A 15,812-nucleotide genomic window follows, 5' to 3' on the forward strand; every position below is an offset into this window, starting at 1 on the left:
GGACTTCAGACGATGAGACACACGGGCGTGCAGCTTGCATAGTAACGGCAGCGACTACACCGCCCAAAAGGCGATCACGCGAGTGATCAGGAGACGATCACGCGAGGTGATCGGCCGGCTGGTCGGGGTGGCGGGATTTGAACCCACGGCCTTCCGCTCCCAAAGCGGACGCGCTACCAAGCTGCGCCACACCCCGTCTGGTGCGACACGTAGGGTACATGCCGCCAGGCGGTGCGGCCGCCGCATTTCCACAGGGCCCGTGCCGCGTCGGCCACGGCGGGAATGCGGTGTGCGACGGACGGGCCCGACCCGCTACGATGCCTTCAGTGCCGCGGTCACCCGACCTGCGGCGCGCGCTGTGCGGGCGTAGCTCAATGGTAGAGCCCTAGTCTTCCAAACTAGCTACGCGGGTTCGATTCCCGTCGCCCGCTCCGTAGGCCGAAGGCCCGGGCGAGAGGTGGTTCTCCTCTCCCCGGGCCTTCGGCGTTCATGCGTCAGGTCGGCTCGTGTGTCAGGTCAGGCACCTCGCGCAGCCAGGCGCTCAGTGCCTCGACGTTTGCCCGATCGGCGTCATCGGTCGAGATCATCACGTCGGCAACCCGGCTCATGGCGCTCGTTCCACCCCGCCGGCGTTCGCCCGGTCGAGCGATTCCGGCCTGATCCGGGGACGGGGGTTCACAGGTCGGGTACGTCGACCGTGCAGACCGAGCGGTCGCCGCACGGGACGTACAGGGCGTCGCCGACCAGGGTGAGGCCGTCGGCCGGCGAGAACGCGTCCGCGAGCACCAGGTGATCGCCGTCCTGGCCGAGACCGAGGGGCCGGCCGGAGGCCGAGCGGGCCAGGTGGACCACACCCGCGCCGCCGGAGCCGAGGCGGTCTCGATGCGGTGGCCACCCACCTCAGCAGGGTCGGGGTCGCGCAGCGCCCCCCGACACGCACGCTCCTGGGGCCGGCCGTACCGGCCCGGTCAGAAGCTGATGGAGTTGATGGTCTGCGCTATCGAGTTGAGGAAGCGCTGGATGTCGTCGGCCATACCGGTCGAGGCGAGGAAGAAGCCGAAGAGGACCGCCACGATCGCTGGGCCTGCCTTGATGGATCCTCCTCTCAGCAACACCACAAGGATGATCGCCAACAGCAGCACCACAGACAGTGAAATAGCCACAACTGATCACACCCTCGGTCGGTCCGCTCTCCCGGCCGGGGGACGCGACCACGCGCACCCCGCCAGAACCATCGTGCCACCAACCCGGCCGGGCTATGCGACCCATGACGCATCGACCACCTCACTCGTGCCCGAACCGGTGTGCGCCGCCTGGGGCCAGGGGGCGAACAGCAGGGACTCGCACGACAATTCGATGCGCCACCCGCACAAGGAATTCGATCGAATCGTTTCCGTGCCCACACAACGCGTTCGCAGCTAATTCGAATTGCCCTCGCATGCCCCTCAACAACCCTGCGGGCAGGCTTCGAAGGGGCGCGGAAGCGGACATTCCGCCGGAGTCGCCTGCTGGTCTTATGGGGCGCTTAGTCCGGAAGTGTCACGACAAGCAGGGCGGGTGTGATGAGCACAGTCCGTCGTCGGACGATGTGTTGGCCATCACTCCGACAGTGACGTCAACTACCCGAAATCCGGGGTACCCACAGCGAATAGCCAGGATTCACATCCGGCGTTTTACGAATAGCCGCAGGGAACGCTAGGGTGCCTCAGATGTTCCACGCTGCCTCGTCCCCCGCAAGCGCAGCGAGGTCCCGGATCGTCTCCCCGAGCTCCTGGTGGGAGGGTCTGTGACGAACTCGCTGCGACCGAACGGCGACCGCAGGGCGCCACTTCCCCCGGCACAGTCGTCGGCCGACGGAGTGCCGAGCCCGCGCTCGCCGCAGAGCCCGCAGAAGAAGCAGAGCGGCAAGCAGCGCGACGCGTTCTTCGACAACGCGAAGTACCTCGCGATCGTGCTGGTGGCCATGGGCCACGCCTGGGAGCCGCTCAAGGGCGACAGCCGGATACTCGAGGCCGCGTACCAGGTCGTCTACGCGTTCCACATGCCGGCGTTCATCATCATCTCCGGCTACTTCTCGCGCAGTTTCGACATGCGGCCCGACCGGCTCAAGCGCCTGATCACCGGCGTGGCCGTGCCGTACATCATCTTCGAGACGGCCTACCCGCTCTTCAAGCGGTTCATCGACAACGACCCGGGACAGGCGATCAGCCTTCTCGATCCCTGGTACCTGACCTGGTTCCTGTGCGCGCTGTTCATCTGGCGGATGACCACTCCCATCTGGAAGATGGCGCGCTGGCCGCTGCCGCTCGCGCTCGGCCTCGCGATGCTCGCGACCGTCTCCCCGGAGATCGGTGACGACCTGGACCTCCAGCGGGTCCTCCAGTTCCTGCCGTTCTTCGTGCTGGGCCTGGTGATGAAGCCCGAGCACTTCCACATGGTGCGCCGCCGTTCCGTGCGGATCGCCTCGGTGCCCGTGTTCGCGGCCGCGCTGGCCTTCAGCTGGTGGGCCGTGCCGCGCATGAACACCGCGTGGTTCTACCACCGGGACTCCGCGCAGGAGCTGGGCGCGCCGTGGTGGACCGGCCCGGTCATGGTGCTCGCGATGTTCGGCTGCTCCCTGGTGCTGACCGCCTGCTTCTTCGCCTGGGTGCCGCGCCGCCACATGTGGTTCACCGCGCTCGGCGCCGGCACGCTCTACGGCTACCTGCTGCACGGCTTCCTGGTGAAGGCCGGGGACTACCAGGGCTGGTTCGAGCCGACGTGGATGCACCAGCCGCTCGGTGAGATCGCCGTGACCGTCGCCGCGGCCGCCGTCGTGACGGTGCTGTGCACCAAGCCGGTGCAGCGGATCTTCCGGTTCGCGATGGAGCCGAAGATGGAGTGGGCCTTCAAGCGGGACGCGGCCGAGCTCGCCCGTGAGCGCCAGAGCGCCGAGCGGCGCGAGCGCGAACGCGAGAAGGTCAACGCCTGACGCCCGTACCGGAATTCATCCGACGAGACCGAGAAGTGCGCGCATCCGCGTGTACTTCTCGGTCAGTCGTTTGCGGGTGGCCTCGTCGAGGACCGCGAGGCGTGCCGGGTCCGCGTTGTGCGCCAGGTCCGACTCCTTCACCAGCAGCGCGCCGGGCGTGGCGAGGATGCGCGCGGCGTACGCCTCGGGCGGTTCCCCGGCCCGCTTGGTGACCGCGAGGACGATGTCCTTGGTACGGCTGCTCAGCGCGGCTTCGCGCAGCCACTCAGGCGAGAGCACGTCGTCCTCGACGGCATCGTGCAGCCAGGCCGCCGCGATCTGCTCCCCGTCGCCGCCCCGTGCCCGTACGCCCTCCGCGACGGCCTGGAGATGCTCGGCGTAGGGCCGTCCGGCCTTGTCGGTCTGGCCGGCGTGCGCGGCGCGGGCGGTGGCCTCGACCTGGGCAAGGGTCAGCGGGGTGCGGGGTGTCTCGGTCACGGCCCCAGTGTGCACCTGAGGGGAACCGCACCTCAGCGGGCGGCGGCCGCCGTCGGGCCCTCTCGGCAGATCAGCAGCAGGGCCCGGTCGTCGTTGACGTCCTTGGCCACCGCCTCGATGAGGTGCCAGGCGGCGCCGTGGAAGCCCCCGGCGACGTACCGGTCGGCCTCGCCGGTGAGCCGGTCGATGCCCTCGACGATGTCGCGGTCGGAGGTCTCCACCAGGCCGTCCGTGAACAGCATCAGCACGTCGCCCGGTCGCAACGAGCCCTTGACCGGGTCGAACTGGGCACCGTCGTACACACCGAGGAGCGGGCCCTCCGCCACCTTCTCCTCCCAGCGGCCGGTGCCCGCGCTGAGCTGGAGGCCCGGCGGGTGCCCGGCGGAGTAGAGCTCGTAGTCGCCGGAGTCGAGGTCGAGGACCAGATGGATGGAGGTCGCGAAGCCCTCGTCCCAGTCCTGGCGGAGCAGGTAGCCGTTCGCGGCGGGGAGGAAGGCGTGCGGCGGGAGGGAGCCCAGCAGGCCGCCGAACGCGCCGGACAGGAGCAGCGCGCGGGAGCCCGCGTCCATGCCCTTGCCGGAGACGTCGGTGAGGACGACCTCGAGCGTACGGCCGCCGTTGGTACGCGCCGCCACCACGAAGTCGCCCGAGAAGGACTGGCCGCCCGCCGGGCGCAGCGCCATCTCGCGGTGCCAGCCGTCCGGCAGACCGGGCAGCTTGCTCTGCACCCGGATGCGTTCGCGCAGGTCGAACAGCATGGTGCCGCCGCGCCGCCAGGGCACGCCGACCCGGCTGCGGAACTGGGCGAGCAGCAGACCGAAGAAACCGCAGGCCGCGACCACCAGCACCACACCCGGGGTGACCCTGGACGGCCCCTCCGTGTAGGGCCCCAGCCGCACCGACTCCACGATCAGCGCCGTGGCGGCCGCCGCGTACAGGCCGAGCAGGCTCGCCGGGCGCAGCAGCAGACCGCCGACGACGACCGGCAGAACCAGCGCGGCCGGCGAGAACCACACGGAGTTCGCCAGGGTCGCCGCCGCGATCAGCGGGACGAGCAGCAGCAGACCGGCCAGCGCGATCCAGTCCGAGCCGTCGCCGCGGAAGTAGTCCACGGCGGCTCGGCGCACGCCGACACGGGCCCGGTGCCACTGCTTCTTCAACCGGGCCGTGAACGTCTCGGCTTCCGCGCGCCGCTCTCGTCCTGCTGCCATTAGTTCGGGACCCTATCCATCGGACCGGTCGCTTGGCACGGGAGGTCCTACATGTCCCCCGTCCGAGGACCGACTTCACAGGGAACTTCACGGTGCGCCACCCGTCGCCACCCGGGAGAAAATCCCTCGCTCGTCCCGCATTGCCCTGGTAGGCATGGTCCATGGTGACTGACGCGACCGGCTCCGCGTACGACCTGCGGGTGCTTCGGCGGGACGACTGGAACATGTGGTACGACACCCTGATCCGGGGCTTCGGCGGGGTCCCGGAGCCCGCCGAGGAACGGGAGTTGTGGGACTCGCTGACCGAGTTCGACCGTTCACTCGGAGTCTGGGACGGGGACGAGTGTGTGGGGACGGCCGGGGCGTTCAGCTTCCGGCTCACGGTGCCCGGCGGCGCCTCGGTGCCGGCCGCGGGCGTCACGATGGTCAGCGTGGCCGCCACGCATCGCCGGCGCGGGATCCTGACGTCGATGATGCGGCGGCAGCTGGACGACGTCCGCGCCTGGGGCGAGCCGCTGGCCGTGCTCACGGCCTCCGAGCCGGCGATCTACGGCCGGTTCGGATACGGGAGCGCCACCTTGCAGTTGAACGCCGAGATCGACACGACCCGGGTGCGGCTCACGTCGCTGCCGGCGGGCACGGATGACGTACGCGTGCGTTACGCCGTTCCTGCCGACGTCCTCGACGTGTGTGAGGCGGTGTACGCCCGGCTGGTTCCGTCGCGGCCCGGGATGCTGGCCCGGCAGCCCGGCTGGGAGCGGCTCGGGGTGCTCGATCCGGAGAGCGGGCGGGAGGGGGCGTCACCTCTGCAGTGCGTCCTCGCGGAGCGGGACGGCGAGACGGTCGGGTACGCGCGGTATCGCATCAAGCCGGGCTGGGAGGCCAGCGGGCCCAACGGCACGGTGATCCTGGAGAACTCGGCCGCGCTGGATCCCGCGGCGGACGCGGCGCTGTGGCGGTTCCTGTTCGGCATCGACCTGACGTCGTCGCTGGTGGTGCGGGGGCGGGGTCGGCCGGTGGACGACGCGTGGCGGCACTGGGTGTCCGACATACGGCGGTGTCAGCCGCGGTTGGGGGACTCGCTGTACGTACGGCCGGTGGAGCTGGGGGCCGCGCTGGAGGCGCGGACGTATCAGGCGCCGGTGGATGTGGTGTTCGAGGTCGAGGACGCGTTCTGCCCCTGGAACGCCGGGCGTTGGCGGCTCAGCGGGGATGCGAAGGGGGCGTCCTGCGAGCGTACGGCGGATGCGGCGGATGTCGCTCTGTCCGTACGGGAGGTGGGCGCGGCGTACCTCGGGGGTGTGTCGCTGGCCTCGTTGGGGGCGGCGGGGCGTGTGCGGGAGGTGCGGCGGGGGGCGTTGGCTGAGGCCTCGCTGGGGTTCGGGACCGGCGTGGCGCCGTGGTTGCCGCACGGCTTCTGAGGTCGGGGTTCCTCAGGGGCGTTGGCAGGCCGGGCACCAGAAGAGGTTGCGGGCGGCGAGATCGGCGGTGCGGATCTCGCCGCCACAGATGTGGCAGGGCTGGTTGGCCCTGCGGTACACGTACACCTCGCCGCCGTGGTCGTCCACGCGGGGCGGGCGGCCCATCTCCTCCGGGGTGTGTTCCGGACGGACCGTGTCGATGCGGTTGTTGCGGACGCCCTCGTGCATGAGCTCGACCAGGTCGGTCCAGATCGCGTGCCACTCGGACGGGGTGATGTCCTTGCCGGGGCGGTACGGGTCGATGCGGTGCCGGAAGAGGACCTCCGCGCGGTAGACGTTTCCTACGCCGGCGATGACCTTCTGGTCCATGAGCAGGGCGGCGATGGTCGTACGGCTGCGGGAGACGCGGCGGTACGCGGTGTCCGGGTCGGCGTCGTCGCGGAGGGGGTCGGGGCCGAGGCGGTCGTGTATCGCCTGCTTCTCCGGGGGTGTGATGAGGGCGCAGGTGGTGGGACCGCGGAGGTCCACGTGGGTGGTGTCGCTCGCGAGGCGGAGGCGGACGGTGTCGGTGGGCGGGGGTGCGGGGGCCGGGCCGAAGGTGACCTTGCCGAAGAGGCCGAGGTGGATGTGGATCCAGTCGGTGGCGTGGAAGCCGAGGAAGAGGTGTTTGCCGTGGGCTTCCGTGCGGGTGAGTTCCGTGCCGGTGAGGAGGGCGGCGGCGTCGGTGAACTTGCCCTGGGGGCTGGTCACCTGGGGGGTCGTGCCGAGGAAGGCGCTGGCGTAGTCGTGGGCCAGTCGGTGGATGGTGTGGCCTTCCGGCACGGGTATCTCCTGTGATCGTCGCCTTGTGCCCAGGGGTGACCGCGCCCGAGGCAGGTCCTCAAGGGGCTCGGACACCGCCCCGCCTCCACGACGGCCTCGACCCCTGCCGCCGACGTCGGGCCGGGACAGGGGCCTCCACGTCGGGCTCCCGGATGCCGGGGCCGCGGCGGTGGCCGGATCCCCGCGCCCGCACACACCTGACCCGGGGTCCGCTCCCCGCTCGGCGCGACCACCTGACCTCAGCCGTTCGGGCGTACGCCTCGTGGAGGCCGGGCCCGGGGGCTTACGACTGGGGGTGGTGGGGCGGGATGGGAGGGAGGTCGCCTGTGGACTCGTATGCGTTGAGCATGTCGATCCGGCGAATGTGACGTTCGTCGCCGGAGAACGGCGTGCCGAGGAACGTCTCGATGAACGCCGTCGCCTCGTCCTGCGAGTGCATGCGCGCGCCCACGGCGACGACGTTGGCATTGTTGTGCTGACGGCCGAGCGCCGCCGTCTCCTCGCTCCAGGCGAGCGCCGCACGTACGCCCTTGACCTTGTTCGCCGCGATCTGCTCGCCGTTGCCGGAGCCGCCGATGACGATGCCGAGGGCGTCGGGGTCCGCGGCCGTCCGCTCTGCGGCGCGGAGGCAGAAGGGCGGGTAGTCGTCCTGGGCGTCGTAGATGTGCGGGCCGCAGTCGACGGGGTCGTGACCCGCCGCCTTCAGCCACTCGACGAGGTGGTTCTTGAGTTCGTAGCCCGCATGGTCCGAGCCGAGGTACACGCGCATGGGACGAGTGTGACACGGGTGTTTCGGGGAAAGCGCGCGGGGTGGCGCTCATGAAAACGTGAGGCGAGTGTGAGCCTCGTTATAGAAGCTCAGGAAAACCTCAAGTAACAATCTGGATTCAAAGGTTCTCCTCATCACTCACCTCCGATTCACTGGACCGGCTCGTACACCGCTCGTATGAGCCCCTGTGCACCGTCATGCCGCGACACACCCCCGTTCGCACGGCTCAGGCGGTTCGTACGGAAAACAGCTCCCCGGCGCAAAGGAAATCCGTTCCATGACCTCGCAGCCGAGTCTCAAGACGACAGAAAACGAACGCGGCCCCGGAGAACCCGGTGGCGGCTCCGGGCTCCAGGCCGGGCTCAAGAACCGGCATCTGTCGATGATCGCCATCGGCGGTGTCATCGGGGCGGGCCTGTTCGTCGGGTCCAGCTCCGGCATCGCCACCGCCGGGCCCGGCATCCTGCTGTCGTACGCCCTCGTCGGCACGCTCGTCGTGCTGGTCATGAGGATGCTCGGTGAGATGTCGGCCGCCAACCCGACCTCCGGTTCCTTCTCCGCGCACGCCGACCGGGCGCTCGGGCCCTGGGCCGGTTTCTCCATCGGCTGGCTGTACTGGTTCTTCTGGGTGGTCGTGCTGGCCGTCGAGGCGACCGCCGGTGCCGTGATCCTTGAGGGGTGGATCCCGGCCGTGCCGCAGTGGGCCTGGGCCCTGATCGTGATGTTGGTGCTCACCGCCACCAACCTCGTCTCCGTCGGGTCGTACGGCGAGTTCGAGTTCTGGTTCGCCGGGATCAAGGTGGTCGCGATCGCCGCGTTCATCGTCATCGGCGGGCTCGCCGTGTTCGGCGTGCTGCCCGGCGTCGACAGTGACCAGGCCGGACTGAGCAACCTCACCGAGCACGGCGGCTTCCTGCCCCACGGCGCCGGCGCCATCCTCACCGGTGTGCTCCTGGTCGTCTTCTCCTTCATGGGAAGCGAGATCGCCACCCTGGCCGCCGGTGAGTCCGAGAACCCGCAGCAGGCCGTCACCAAGGCCACCAACAGCATCATCTGGCGAGTCGCCGTCTTCTACCTCGGCTCGATCTTCGTCGTGGTGTCCCTGCTGCCGTGGGACAGCAAGTCCATCGCCGACGACGGCTCCTACGTCGCCGCGCTCGACTCGCTCGGCATTCCGCACGCGGGTCAGATCATGAACTTCATCGTGCTGACCTCGGTGCTGTCCTGTCTCAACTCCGGCCTCTACACCGCCTCCCGCATGGCCTTCTCGCTCGGCCAGCGCGGCGACGCACCGAAGTCCTTCGCCCGCACGACCGCCAACGGCGTGCCGCGGACGGCGATCCTCGCGTCCGTCGCGTTCGGATTCGTCGCCGTCTTCTTCAACTACAAGTTCCCGGACTCCGTCTTCCTCTTCCTCGTGAACTCCAGTGGCGCGGTCGCCCTGTTCGTGTGGCTGGTGATCTGCTTCTCCCAGCTGCGGATGCGGAAGATCATCCAGGCCGAGGCGCCGGAGAAGCTCGTCGTGAGGATGTGGCTTTACCCGTACCTGACCTGGGCGACGGCCGCGCTGATCGTGTTCATCCTCGGTTACATGCTCACCGACACCGAGCACGACGGGCGCCGGACCATATCGCTGTCGCTGCTCGTCGCGGCGCTTGTCCTCGTCGTCGCCTTCGTGAAGGAGAAGGCCGGCAGGGGGCGGCGGGCCGCCGCTGACGCCGCGCAGACACAGACGCAGGACGACAGCCGGGACGAGGTCTCGGCCGGCTGACCCTTCCGGCGCTCGCCGTTCGTGGTGAACGGGGGCCTGCGGTGCGTGTCCTTCCCGTACACGCGCCGCAGGCCCTTTCCGTTGCCGCCTACAGCACCGTGAAGCTGTCCTTGACCTTCTCGTACGTGCGGAGTGCTTCCGGTTCGACGCCGGAGTCGTACCAGGTGTTGATCTGGTACGACGTGCCGCCCACGTTGAAGCCGAGCAGGCGGGCGTGCCAGTGGACGCCCCGCAGCGTGAACGTGTACTCCCAGGCGACCGCCGGGTGGCCGCGGAACGTCGTCTCCTCCAGGCGGATCTTGCGGTAGTCCCGGCCCTGGTGGGCGTTGCGCTCGGAGGCCTGCCAGGTCTCCAGCAGGTCGCCGCGGGCCAGGGACGACTTGCCGACGAGCTCCTGCGTGCCGTCCGGGGAGGTGTAGTGCACCTCCGCGCCCGTCTTCACGTCCCGCCGCCAGCCCTCGGGTGTCGCCCAGGCGAATCCTCCGGCCTCCCGGTGCGCGCCCGGCGGCAGGCTCTGCGGCCTGGCTGTGCCTTCGACCGTCGCTGAGGGCGTGGTGTCGGGGGTGGGGGCAGTGGCGAGTGGTGCGGAGGCCGAGGAGCCCGCGCGGGGGTCGCCGTCGCGCGGTGAGCCGGAGGACGTCGCCAGGACGATTCCCACGACGGCGCCGACCGTGGCGACCGTGGCTGCCGCGGCGGCGAGCATCGCACGGCGGTGGCCGGCCCGGGGGCGGGTGGCGGCCGGTGCGGCGGGGCCGGGGAGTTCGCCCGGCGGCATCGCGGTGGGTTCCGGAGCGAGGTGGGGGCGGCACTCCGTCGCCGCCTGTGCTCGGGTGAGGGAGACGGGGCTCGGGCGGTGGGTGGTCGTGGTGGTGCTGCTGACGGCGGGTTCTGGCGAACCGGCCGTGTTCGGACGCGTGGTCTGCGCGGTGGGTGTGGTGGCTGCGGTGGGTGTGGGAGCGGGTTGGCGTGGGTCCTTCGGAGTGGGTGGCCGGGGTGATGGCGGCGCCGGCGCCGATGTCCGCGGCTCCGGTTCCGGGGCGGGTTCTCCGTCCGGCTCGGTTTTCAGGTCGAGGGCGGGTTCGGGCTGTCGATCCGCCGCCTCGACAGGTTCCTGAGCGGATGCCGAATCCGACACCGGCTCCGGCGACTCCGTGGCCCACTCCCGCTGTTCCCGACCCGCTCCCACCGACACCGTAGGCATCGGCGCCGGGAACGCGACCGGTTCCAAGGCCGCTTCCAGTTCCTCAAGACCCGGGCGGATCGACGGGTCCTTCTCCAGCAGGGAGGTCAGGATGTCGCGCAACGGACCGGACGCGGCGGGGAGTTCGGGCTCCTCGTACAGGACCGCGTGCAGGGTCGCCAGCGTGGTGTCGCGGGCGAAGGGGGAACGGCCGCCCAGGGCCGCGCAGAGGGTCGCGCCGAGGGACCAGACGTCGGACGGCGGGCCCTGCGGGCGGCCGGAGACGCGCTCGGGGGCCATGTAGTCGGGCGAGCCGACCAGCATCCCGACCATGGTGAGCGCCTTGGCGTCCTGGATCGCGGCGATACCGAAGTCCGTGAGGACGACGCGCTGTTCATGGGAGCGAGGGGGTGGGCCGGAACGCCGCGCGCCCGGGTCGGCGGCCGTGCCACGTCCCGATCCGGTCGGCCCGCTCCCGTTCTCCACCAGCACGTTGCCCGGCTTGATGTCCCGGTGCAGTACTCCCCGCGCATGGACCTGCCGTAGCGCCGCGACCAGGCCGAGCCCGATCCGGGCCGTGTCGCAGGGGCCCAGTGGGCCCTCCTCCGCGAGGATCCGTTCGAGGGAGCGGCCCGCGACCAACTCCATGACGATCCACAGGCGTTCGCCCTCGTCGACCACGTCGTAGACCCGTACGACGTTGGGGTGGTCGATCCGGGCCGTGGCCCTGGCCTCGCGCAGGGTGCGTTCGCGGCGCGTCCCGCTGTCCTCCGCGTCGAGGCCGTCGATGCGCATTTCCTTGACGGCGACCTGCCGGTCGAGTATTTCGTCGGCGGCTCGCCACACCCGCCCCATTCCCCCCTGGCCGATACTTTCGACCAGCCGATAGCGCCCCATCACCACTATCCCTGGAACACCGCCGATGTTCGCATTCCCCGGCAATCCGCTGCACCCCCTCCACGACGCCGCGACCGCCTCCAGTGAAACACGACGGTCACACTTCGCGCCTCACCAGGATAGTGCCGGGAAATCTTGTGGTAGCTCTTTCAGTACTGCGAATTCACGCGCAGTCCAGGGCAGTCCAGGCGCAGCCCAGGGGAACACAAGGGGGGCGAACATGAGTTCTCGTCGCACGGCGGCGGTCGCGGGATCACTGGTAGCGGCATCTTTCTCGGCGGTGGTGATCCTTTCCGCAACGGCCGGCGCGGAAGACGAAGGGCCGGCAAGCAGCAAGGGGGGAAAGGTCGTTGACGAGGCACCGACGGGGGTGAAGCTGACCACGCTGCTGACCGAGAAGATCTCGGTCGACAACGGCTCCCAAAAGACAGCACTTACCGCCACGGTGAAGAATGAGGGAAACAAGGAAAGCGGGAAGATCCAGCTTTTGGTCGTCGGTTTCGACGGGCTCACCGTCAAGAGCGTCCAGGGCTGTTCCCCGATAGCCGAGAACAATCTTCCGGAAGGTTCGAACAGCGGTTTCAGCTGCCCCGTCGGCAATCTTGCGGCCGGCACGTCGAAGTCGTACGCCGTCGACGCGACGTACGACCTGAGCAAGACCGGGAAGATCTGTCTGCCCGTCCGGTCGAACGACGGGAAGAAGACGTTCTGGCAGCAGGGCCCGGTGCCGTTCGGCACGACCAATCCGTCGCCGGACGCACCGGCGACGCCGCTGCTGCTCGGCACCGACAACGAGCCGGTCTCCCCCGGCGAGCCGGACCCCCCGGGCGGCAAGGAGCTGCCGAAGACGGGGCCGGCGCGTGATCTGCTGCCGCTGGGCGCGGCCGGAGCGTCGCTGCTCGCGGCGGGCGTGGCCGGGATGTGGTGGTCCCAGCGGCGGCGGCCGGCGCCGCGGGAGGTCTGAGTCGCCGCACCGAACCACCGGCCTTGTGAGGTCCGAGCGGGCCGCACAGCGCCCGACGCACGAGAGGCTCGCCGGGCTGAGGGGAAACTCCCCCGGCGAGCCTCTCGTCGAGTACTGCGACTTCAGCGCTTGTCGGCGAACTTCCATGCCGTCGGCAGCGCCCCCATCGCCAGCGCCGCCTTCAGCACGTCGCCGATCAGGAACGGCGTGAGGCCGGCCGCGATCGCGGCGGTCGCGGACATGCCGGTGGCGAGGGCCAGGTAGGGCACGCCGAGGGCGTAGATGATCGCCTCGCCCACCAGCATCGTGCCCGCCATGCGCAGCACCGAGCGGTCGGCGCCGCGGCGCGCCAGGGCGCCCACCACCGTGGAGGCGAGGATCATGCCGAGGATGTAGCCGAAGGAGGGGGCGACGCCGGAGGTGCCGTTCGAGAACCACGGCATACCGGCGAGGCCCGCCACGGCGTACAGCGCCAGCGCGAGGAATCCGCGGCCGGCGCCGAGGGCGGTGCCCACGAGCAGCGCGGCGAAGGTCTGGCCGGTCACCGGCACCGGGGAACCGGGAACGGGCACCGCGATCTGCGCGGCGAGGCCGGTGAGCGCGGCTCCGCCGAGCACGAGGGCCGCGTCCCGGACACGGGATGCGGGCAACAGGTCGGCGAGGACCTGCCCGGTGCGGGCGGGTGTGGCGGCAGCGGTGCTCATGGGGACTCCGCGAGAGTGAGGGCCGTTCGGGACACGGTGACGCTATCCCAGCGCCATCGCCCGGTTCACCGTCAGCGCTCGACAAAGGCGAGATCGCGCGATTGGTTGGCTTCGGACAAAGGGCGGGAGGTATGCCTGGCGCGGAGTGATGCCGGTCACGGAGGTAGCGAGGCTTCGATCACGGGGCGGCCGGGCAGGCGGACTGTAGGGTTTCGCCAAATGACCTTCTGGACGGGTACCAACCCTCCGCTTCCGACCGCTCACAGCACGCTTTCCGGGTGTCCGCATGGTGGACAGCCCTCCCCGTGGGCCGGAGGGCCGCCCAGACTGGCGGCGTTTTTGCCCTCTCACGCCTCTCACGCATTGGACGAGCCGCGCCCATGCCCAGCAGCAGCACCACCGGGACACCGCCCAGCACGGACGACGTCTCCCTCTCCCATGGCCTGAAGCAGCGCCACCTGTCGATGATCGCCCTCGGTGGGGTGATCGGTGCCGGTCTGTTCGTCGGCTCCGGTGCGGGCATCGCCGCCGCCGGCCCGTCGATCGTGGTCGCCTACGCCCTCTCCGGTCTCCTCGTGATGCTGGTGATGCGGATGCTCGGCGAGATGTCGGCCGCGTATCCGTCGTCGGGTTCGTTCTCGGCGCACGCCGAGCGGGCGATCGGCCCCTGGGCCGGATTCACCGCGGGGTGGGCGTTCTGGGTTCTGTTGTGCACGGCCGTCGGCCTGGAGGGCATCGGTGCCGCGAAGATCGTGAGCGGCTGGCTGCCTGGCACGCCGGAGTGGGCGTGGGTGGCGCTGTTCATGGTCGTCTTCTGCGGCACGAACCTCGCGGCCGTGAAGAACTTCGGCGAGTTCGAGTTCTGGTTCGCGGCTCTGAAGGTCGGCGCGATCACCCTGTTCCTGACCCTCGGCGTCCTGGCGATCCTCGGGATTCTGCCGGGCACGGACTCGCCCGGCGCCTCCCACCTCACCGACTTCCTCCCCAACGGCGGCGAGGGCCTGGTCATCGGCCTGCTCGCCTCGGTCTTCGCCTACGGCGGGCTGGAGACGGTCACCATCGCGGCGGCCGAGTCGGAGAACCCCGTCAAGGGCGTGGCGAGCGCGGTCCGTACGGCGATGTGGCGTATCGCGCTGTTCTACGTCGGCTCGATGGCGGTCATCGTCACGCTGGTGCCGTGGGACTCGAAGGAGGTCGTCGAGAAGGGCCCGTACGTCGCCGCCCTCGACGAACTCGGCATCCCGGGCGCCGGCCAGCTGATGAACGTCGTCGTCCTGGTGGCCCTGCTGTCCGCCATGAACGCCAACATCTACGGCGCCTCGCGCATCGCCTACTCGCTGGTGGAGCGCGGCCAGGGCCCGAAGGTGCTGGGTCGCGTCTCGGGTGGGGTCCCGCGGATCGCCGTTCTCGCCTCCTCCGTCTTCGGCTTCCTGTGCGTGCTGCTGAGCTACTGGCGGCCGAACGACGTCTTCTCCTGGCTGCTGAACATGATCGGCGCGGTGATCCTGGTCGTCTGGATCTTCATCGCCGTCTCGCAACTGCGCCTGCGCCGCCGGCTGGAGCGCGAGGCGCCCGAGAAGCTGGTCGTGCGGATGTGGTTGTTCCCGTGGCTGACGTGGATCGCGCTGGCCGGCATGGCCGCCGTCTTCGTCCTGATGGCCCGCCAGCCCGACACACGGGTGCAGCTCTACTCGACGGGCGGGATGACGCTCGTCCTGGCGGCCGTCGGGTTCGCGTGGCAGAAGGCGCGCGCCAGGCAGTAGGAATTCCGGCACCAAGGCCCCCGCGACACACGCGGGGGCCTTTTTGCGTGCCCTGAGCACCCACTGCCGCCCTCTTGCTGCTAGCGTGCAGTTGCAAGACAGTTGCAATAAGAGGTTCCGGAGGGGATCCCGCCCATGCCCGTCTATACGCTGCCTGACCTGCCCTACGACTACTCCGCGCTCGCCCCCGTGATCAGCCCCGAGATCATCGAGCTGCACCACGACAAACACCACGCGGCTTATGTGAAAGGTGCCAACGACACGCTGGAGCAGCTTGCGGAGGCGCGGGACAGGAAGACGTGGGGGGCGGTCAACGGGCTGGAGAAGAACCTGGCCTTCCACCTGTCCGGGCACATCCTGCACAGCATCTACTGGCAGAACATGACCGGCCCGAAGGACGGCGGTGGTGAGCCGCTGGCCGCCGACGGTGTGGGTGAGCTCGCGGACGCGATCGCCGAGTCGTTCGGGTCGTTCGCGAACTTCAAGGCGCAGTTGTCCAAGGCGTCGGCCACCACGCAGGGTTCGGGCTGGGGTGTGCTCGCCTACGAGCCGCTGAGCGGGCGGCTGATCGTCGAGCAGGTCTACGACCACCAGGGCAACGTCGGTCAGGGTTCGACCCCGATCCTCGTCTTCGACGCCTGGGAGCACGCCTTCTACCTCCAGTACCGGAACCAGAAGGTCGACTTCATCGAGGCGATGTGGCAGGTCGTCAACTGGCAGGACGTGGCCCGGCGTCACGAGGCCGCCAAGTCCCGCGCGGACGTGCTGCTGCTGGCGCCCTGACGGTGACGCGCTGTTGAGTCGTCCTGCCTCGTGATCGTCTTCTCACCCTTCACGAACGGCAGGCGGAAAGAAGAAAGCC

The 15,812-nt window shown here is 69.8% G+C and carries 14 protein-coding genes and 2 tRNA genes; 7 read left to right on the forward strand and 9 right to left on the reverse strand.

What is annotated here, in order from left to right:
* Positions 1–119: 119 nt before the first annotated feature.
* Positions 120–196: transfer RNA gene (locus ACZ6TU_RS12955), tRNA-Pro, on the reverse strand.
* A 164-nt stretch (positions 197–360) separates the two neighbouring features.
* On the opposite strand from ACZ6TU_RS12955, the gene ACZ6TU_RS12960 reads away from it, so the two are divergent.
* A tRNA-Gly gene (locus tag ACZ6TU_RS12960) sits at positions 361–431 on the forward strand.
* Between the two features lie 244 nt (positions 432–675).
* Here the strand turns inward: ACZ6TU_RS12960 and ACZ6TU_RS12965 are convergent.
* Positions 676–852, reverse strand: a complete 177-nt coding sequence (locus ACZ6TU_RS12965; RefSeq protein ID WP_469548122.1) for a hypothetical protein — start codon at positions 850–852, stop codon at positions 676–678.
* A 116-nt stretch (positions 853–968) separates the two neighbouring features.
* Positions 969–1,163, reverse strand: coding sequence for a hypothetical protein (locus tag ACZ6TU_RS12970; protein WP_086603929.1), 195 nt, complete (start codon positions 1,161–1,163; stop codon positions 969–971).
* 623 nt (positions 1,164–1,786) lie between these two features.
* On the opposite strand from ACZ6TU_RS12970, the gene ACZ6TU_RS12975 reads away from it, so the two are divergent.
* Complete coding sequence (locus ACZ6TU_RS12975) at positions 1,787–2,971, forward strand: acyltransferase family protein (protein WP_467668462.1); 1,185 nt, start codon at positions 1,787–1,789, stop codon at positions 2,969–2,971.
* A gap of 15 nt (positions 2,972–2,986) precedes the next feature.
* Here the strand turns inward: ACZ6TU_RS12975 and ACZ6TU_RS12980 are convergent, their stop codons facing one another.
* On the reverse strand, positions 2,987–3,448 hold the full coding sequence (locus ACZ6TU_RS12980) for an HD domain-containing protein (protein WP_467668460.1): 462 nt from the start codon (positions 3,446–3,448) through the stop codon (positions 2,987–2,989).
* A 32-nt stretch (positions 3,449–3,480) separates the two neighbouring features.
* Positions 3,481–4,659: a PP2C family protein-serine/threonine phosphatase gene (locus ACZ6TU_RS12985; protein WP_467668458.1), complete on the reverse strand. Its 1,179-nt coding sequence runs from the start codon at positions 4,657–4,659 to the stop codon at positions 3,481–3,483.
* Between the two features lie 161 nt (positions 4,660–4,820).
* On the opposite strand from ACZ6TU_RS12985, the gene ACZ6TU_RS12990 reads away from it, so the two are divergent.
* Positions 4,821–6,080, forward strand: a complete 1,260-nt coding sequence (locus ACZ6TU_RS12990) for a GNAT family N-acetyltransferase (protein ID WP_467668456.1) — start codon at positions 4,821–4,823, stop codon at positions 6,078–6,080.
* Between the two features lie 12 nt (positions 6,081–6,092).
* Here the strand turns inward: ACZ6TU_RS12990 and ACZ6TU_RS12995 are convergent, their stop codons facing one another.
* Entirely contained in the window at positions 6,093–6,902 is an 810-nt protein-coding gene (locus ACZ6TU_RS12995; RefSeq protein ID WP_469548125.1) for an Fpg/Nei family DNA glycosylase, read from the reverse strand.
* 283 nt (positions 6,903–7,185) lie between these two features.
* Positions 7,186–7,671, reverse strand: a complete 486-nt coding sequence (locus tag ACZ6TU_RS13000; RefSeq protein ID WP_467668452.1) for a ribose-5-phosphate isomerase — start codon at positions 7,669–7,671, stop codon at positions 7,186–7,188.
* Positions 7,672–7,948: 277 nt separating this feature from the next.
* Here ACZ6TU_RS13000 and ACZ6TU_RS13005 point away from each other — a divergent pair, with 277 nt between their 5' ends.
* On the forward strand, positions 7,949–9,442 hold the full coding sequence (locus ACZ6TU_RS13005; RefSeq protein ID WP_467668450.1) for an amino acid permease: 1,494 nt from the start codon (positions 7,949–7,951) through the stop codon (positions 9,440–9,442).
* Positions 9,443–9,530: 88 nt separating this feature from the next.
* Here ACZ6TU_RS13005 and ACZ6TU_RS13010 read toward each other — a convergent pair whose 3' ends face one another.
* Positions 9,531–11,519 carry a serine/threonine-protein kinase gene (locus tag ACZ6TU_RS13010; RefSeq protein ID WP_469548128.1) on the reverse strand — a complete coding sequence of 663 codons (1,989 nt, stop codon included), beginning with the start codon at positions 11,517–11,519 and terminating at the stop codon, positions 9,531–9,533.
* 220 nt (positions 11,520–11,739) lie between these two features.
* On the opposite strand from ACZ6TU_RS13010, the gene ACZ6TU_RS13015 reads away from it, so the two are divergent.
* Positions 11,740–12,483 carry a hypothetical protein gene (locus tag ACZ6TU_RS13015; protein WP_469548454.1) on the forward strand — a complete coding sequence of 248 codons (744 nt, stop codon included), beginning with the start codon at positions 11,740–11,742 and terminating at the stop codon, positions 12,481–12,483.
* Positions 12,484–12,605: 122 nt separating this feature from the next.
* Here the strand turns inward: ACZ6TU_RS13015 and ACZ6TU_RS13020 are convergent, their stop codons facing one another.
* Positions 12,606–13,187: a biotin transporter BioY gene (locus tag ACZ6TU_RS13020; RefSeq protein ID WP_467668444.1), complete on the reverse strand. Its 582-nt coding sequence runs from the start codon at positions 13,185–13,187 to the stop codon at positions 12,606–12,608.
* Positions 13,188–13,567: 380 nt separating this feature from the next.
* Between ACZ6TU_RS13020 and ACZ6TU_RS13025 the strand changes: the two genes are divergently transcribed.
* Together ACZ6TU_RS13025 and ACZ6TU_RS13030 are read left to right on the forward strand one after the other, a co-directional pair.
* Positions 13,568–14,950 carry an amino acid permease gene (locus tag ACZ6TU_RS13025; RefSeq protein ID WP_469548130.1) on the forward strand — a complete coding sequence of 461 codons (1,383 nt, stop codon included), beginning with the start codon at positions 13,568–13,570 and terminating at the stop codon, positions 14,948–14,950.
* A 135-nt stretch (positions 14,951–15,085) separates the two neighbouring features.
* A complete protein-coding gene (locus ACZ6TU_RS13030) occupies positions 15,086–15,733 on the forward strand; it encodes a superoxide dismutase (protein WP_469548132.1) in 648 nt (215 codons plus the stop codon).
* The last annotated feature ends 79 nt before the right edge of the window (positions 15,734–15,812 follow it).

It is taken from the genome of Streptomyces sp. NPDC052064, assembly GCF_055585925.1.

Coding starts and splice junctions, on each gene's coding strand:
- ACZ6TU_RS12985 (WP_467668458.1), bottom strand. CDS start 4,659: ATGGCAGCAGGACGAGAGCGGCGCGCGGAAGCCGAGACGTTCACGGCC.
- ACZ6TU_RS12990 (WP_467668456.1), top strand. CDS start 4,821: ATGGTGACTGACGCGACCGGCTCCGCGTACGACCTGCGGGTGCTTCGG.
- ACZ6TU_RS13010 (WP_469548128.1), bottom strand. CDS start 11,519: ATGGGGCGCTATCGGCTGGTCGAAAGTATCGGCCAGGGGGGAATGGGG.
- ACZ6TU_RS13000 (WP_467668452.1), bottom strand. CDS start 7,671: ATGCGCGTGTACCTCGGCTCGGACCATGCGGGCTACGAACTCAAGAAC.
- ACZ6TU_RS13015 (WP_469548454.1), top strand. CDS start 11,740: ATGAGTTCTCGTCGCACGGCGGCGGTCGCGGGATCACTGGTAGCGGCA.
- ACZ6TU_RS13025 (WP_469548130.1), top strand. CDS start 13,568: ATGCCCAGCAGCAGCACCACCGGGACACCGCCCAGCACGGACGACGTC.
- ACZ6TU_RS13030 (WP_469548132.1), top strand. CDS start 15,086: ATGCCCGTCTATACGCTGCCTGACCTGCCCTACGACTACTCCGCGCTC.
- ACZ6TU_RS13005 (WP_467668450.1), top strand. CDS start 7,949: ATGACCTCGCAGCCGAGTCTCAAGACGACAGAAAACGAACGCGGCCCC.
- ACZ6TU_RS13020 (WP_467668444.1), bottom strand. CDS start 13,187: ATGAGCACCGCTGCCGCCACACCCGCCCGCACCGGGCAGGTCCTCGCC.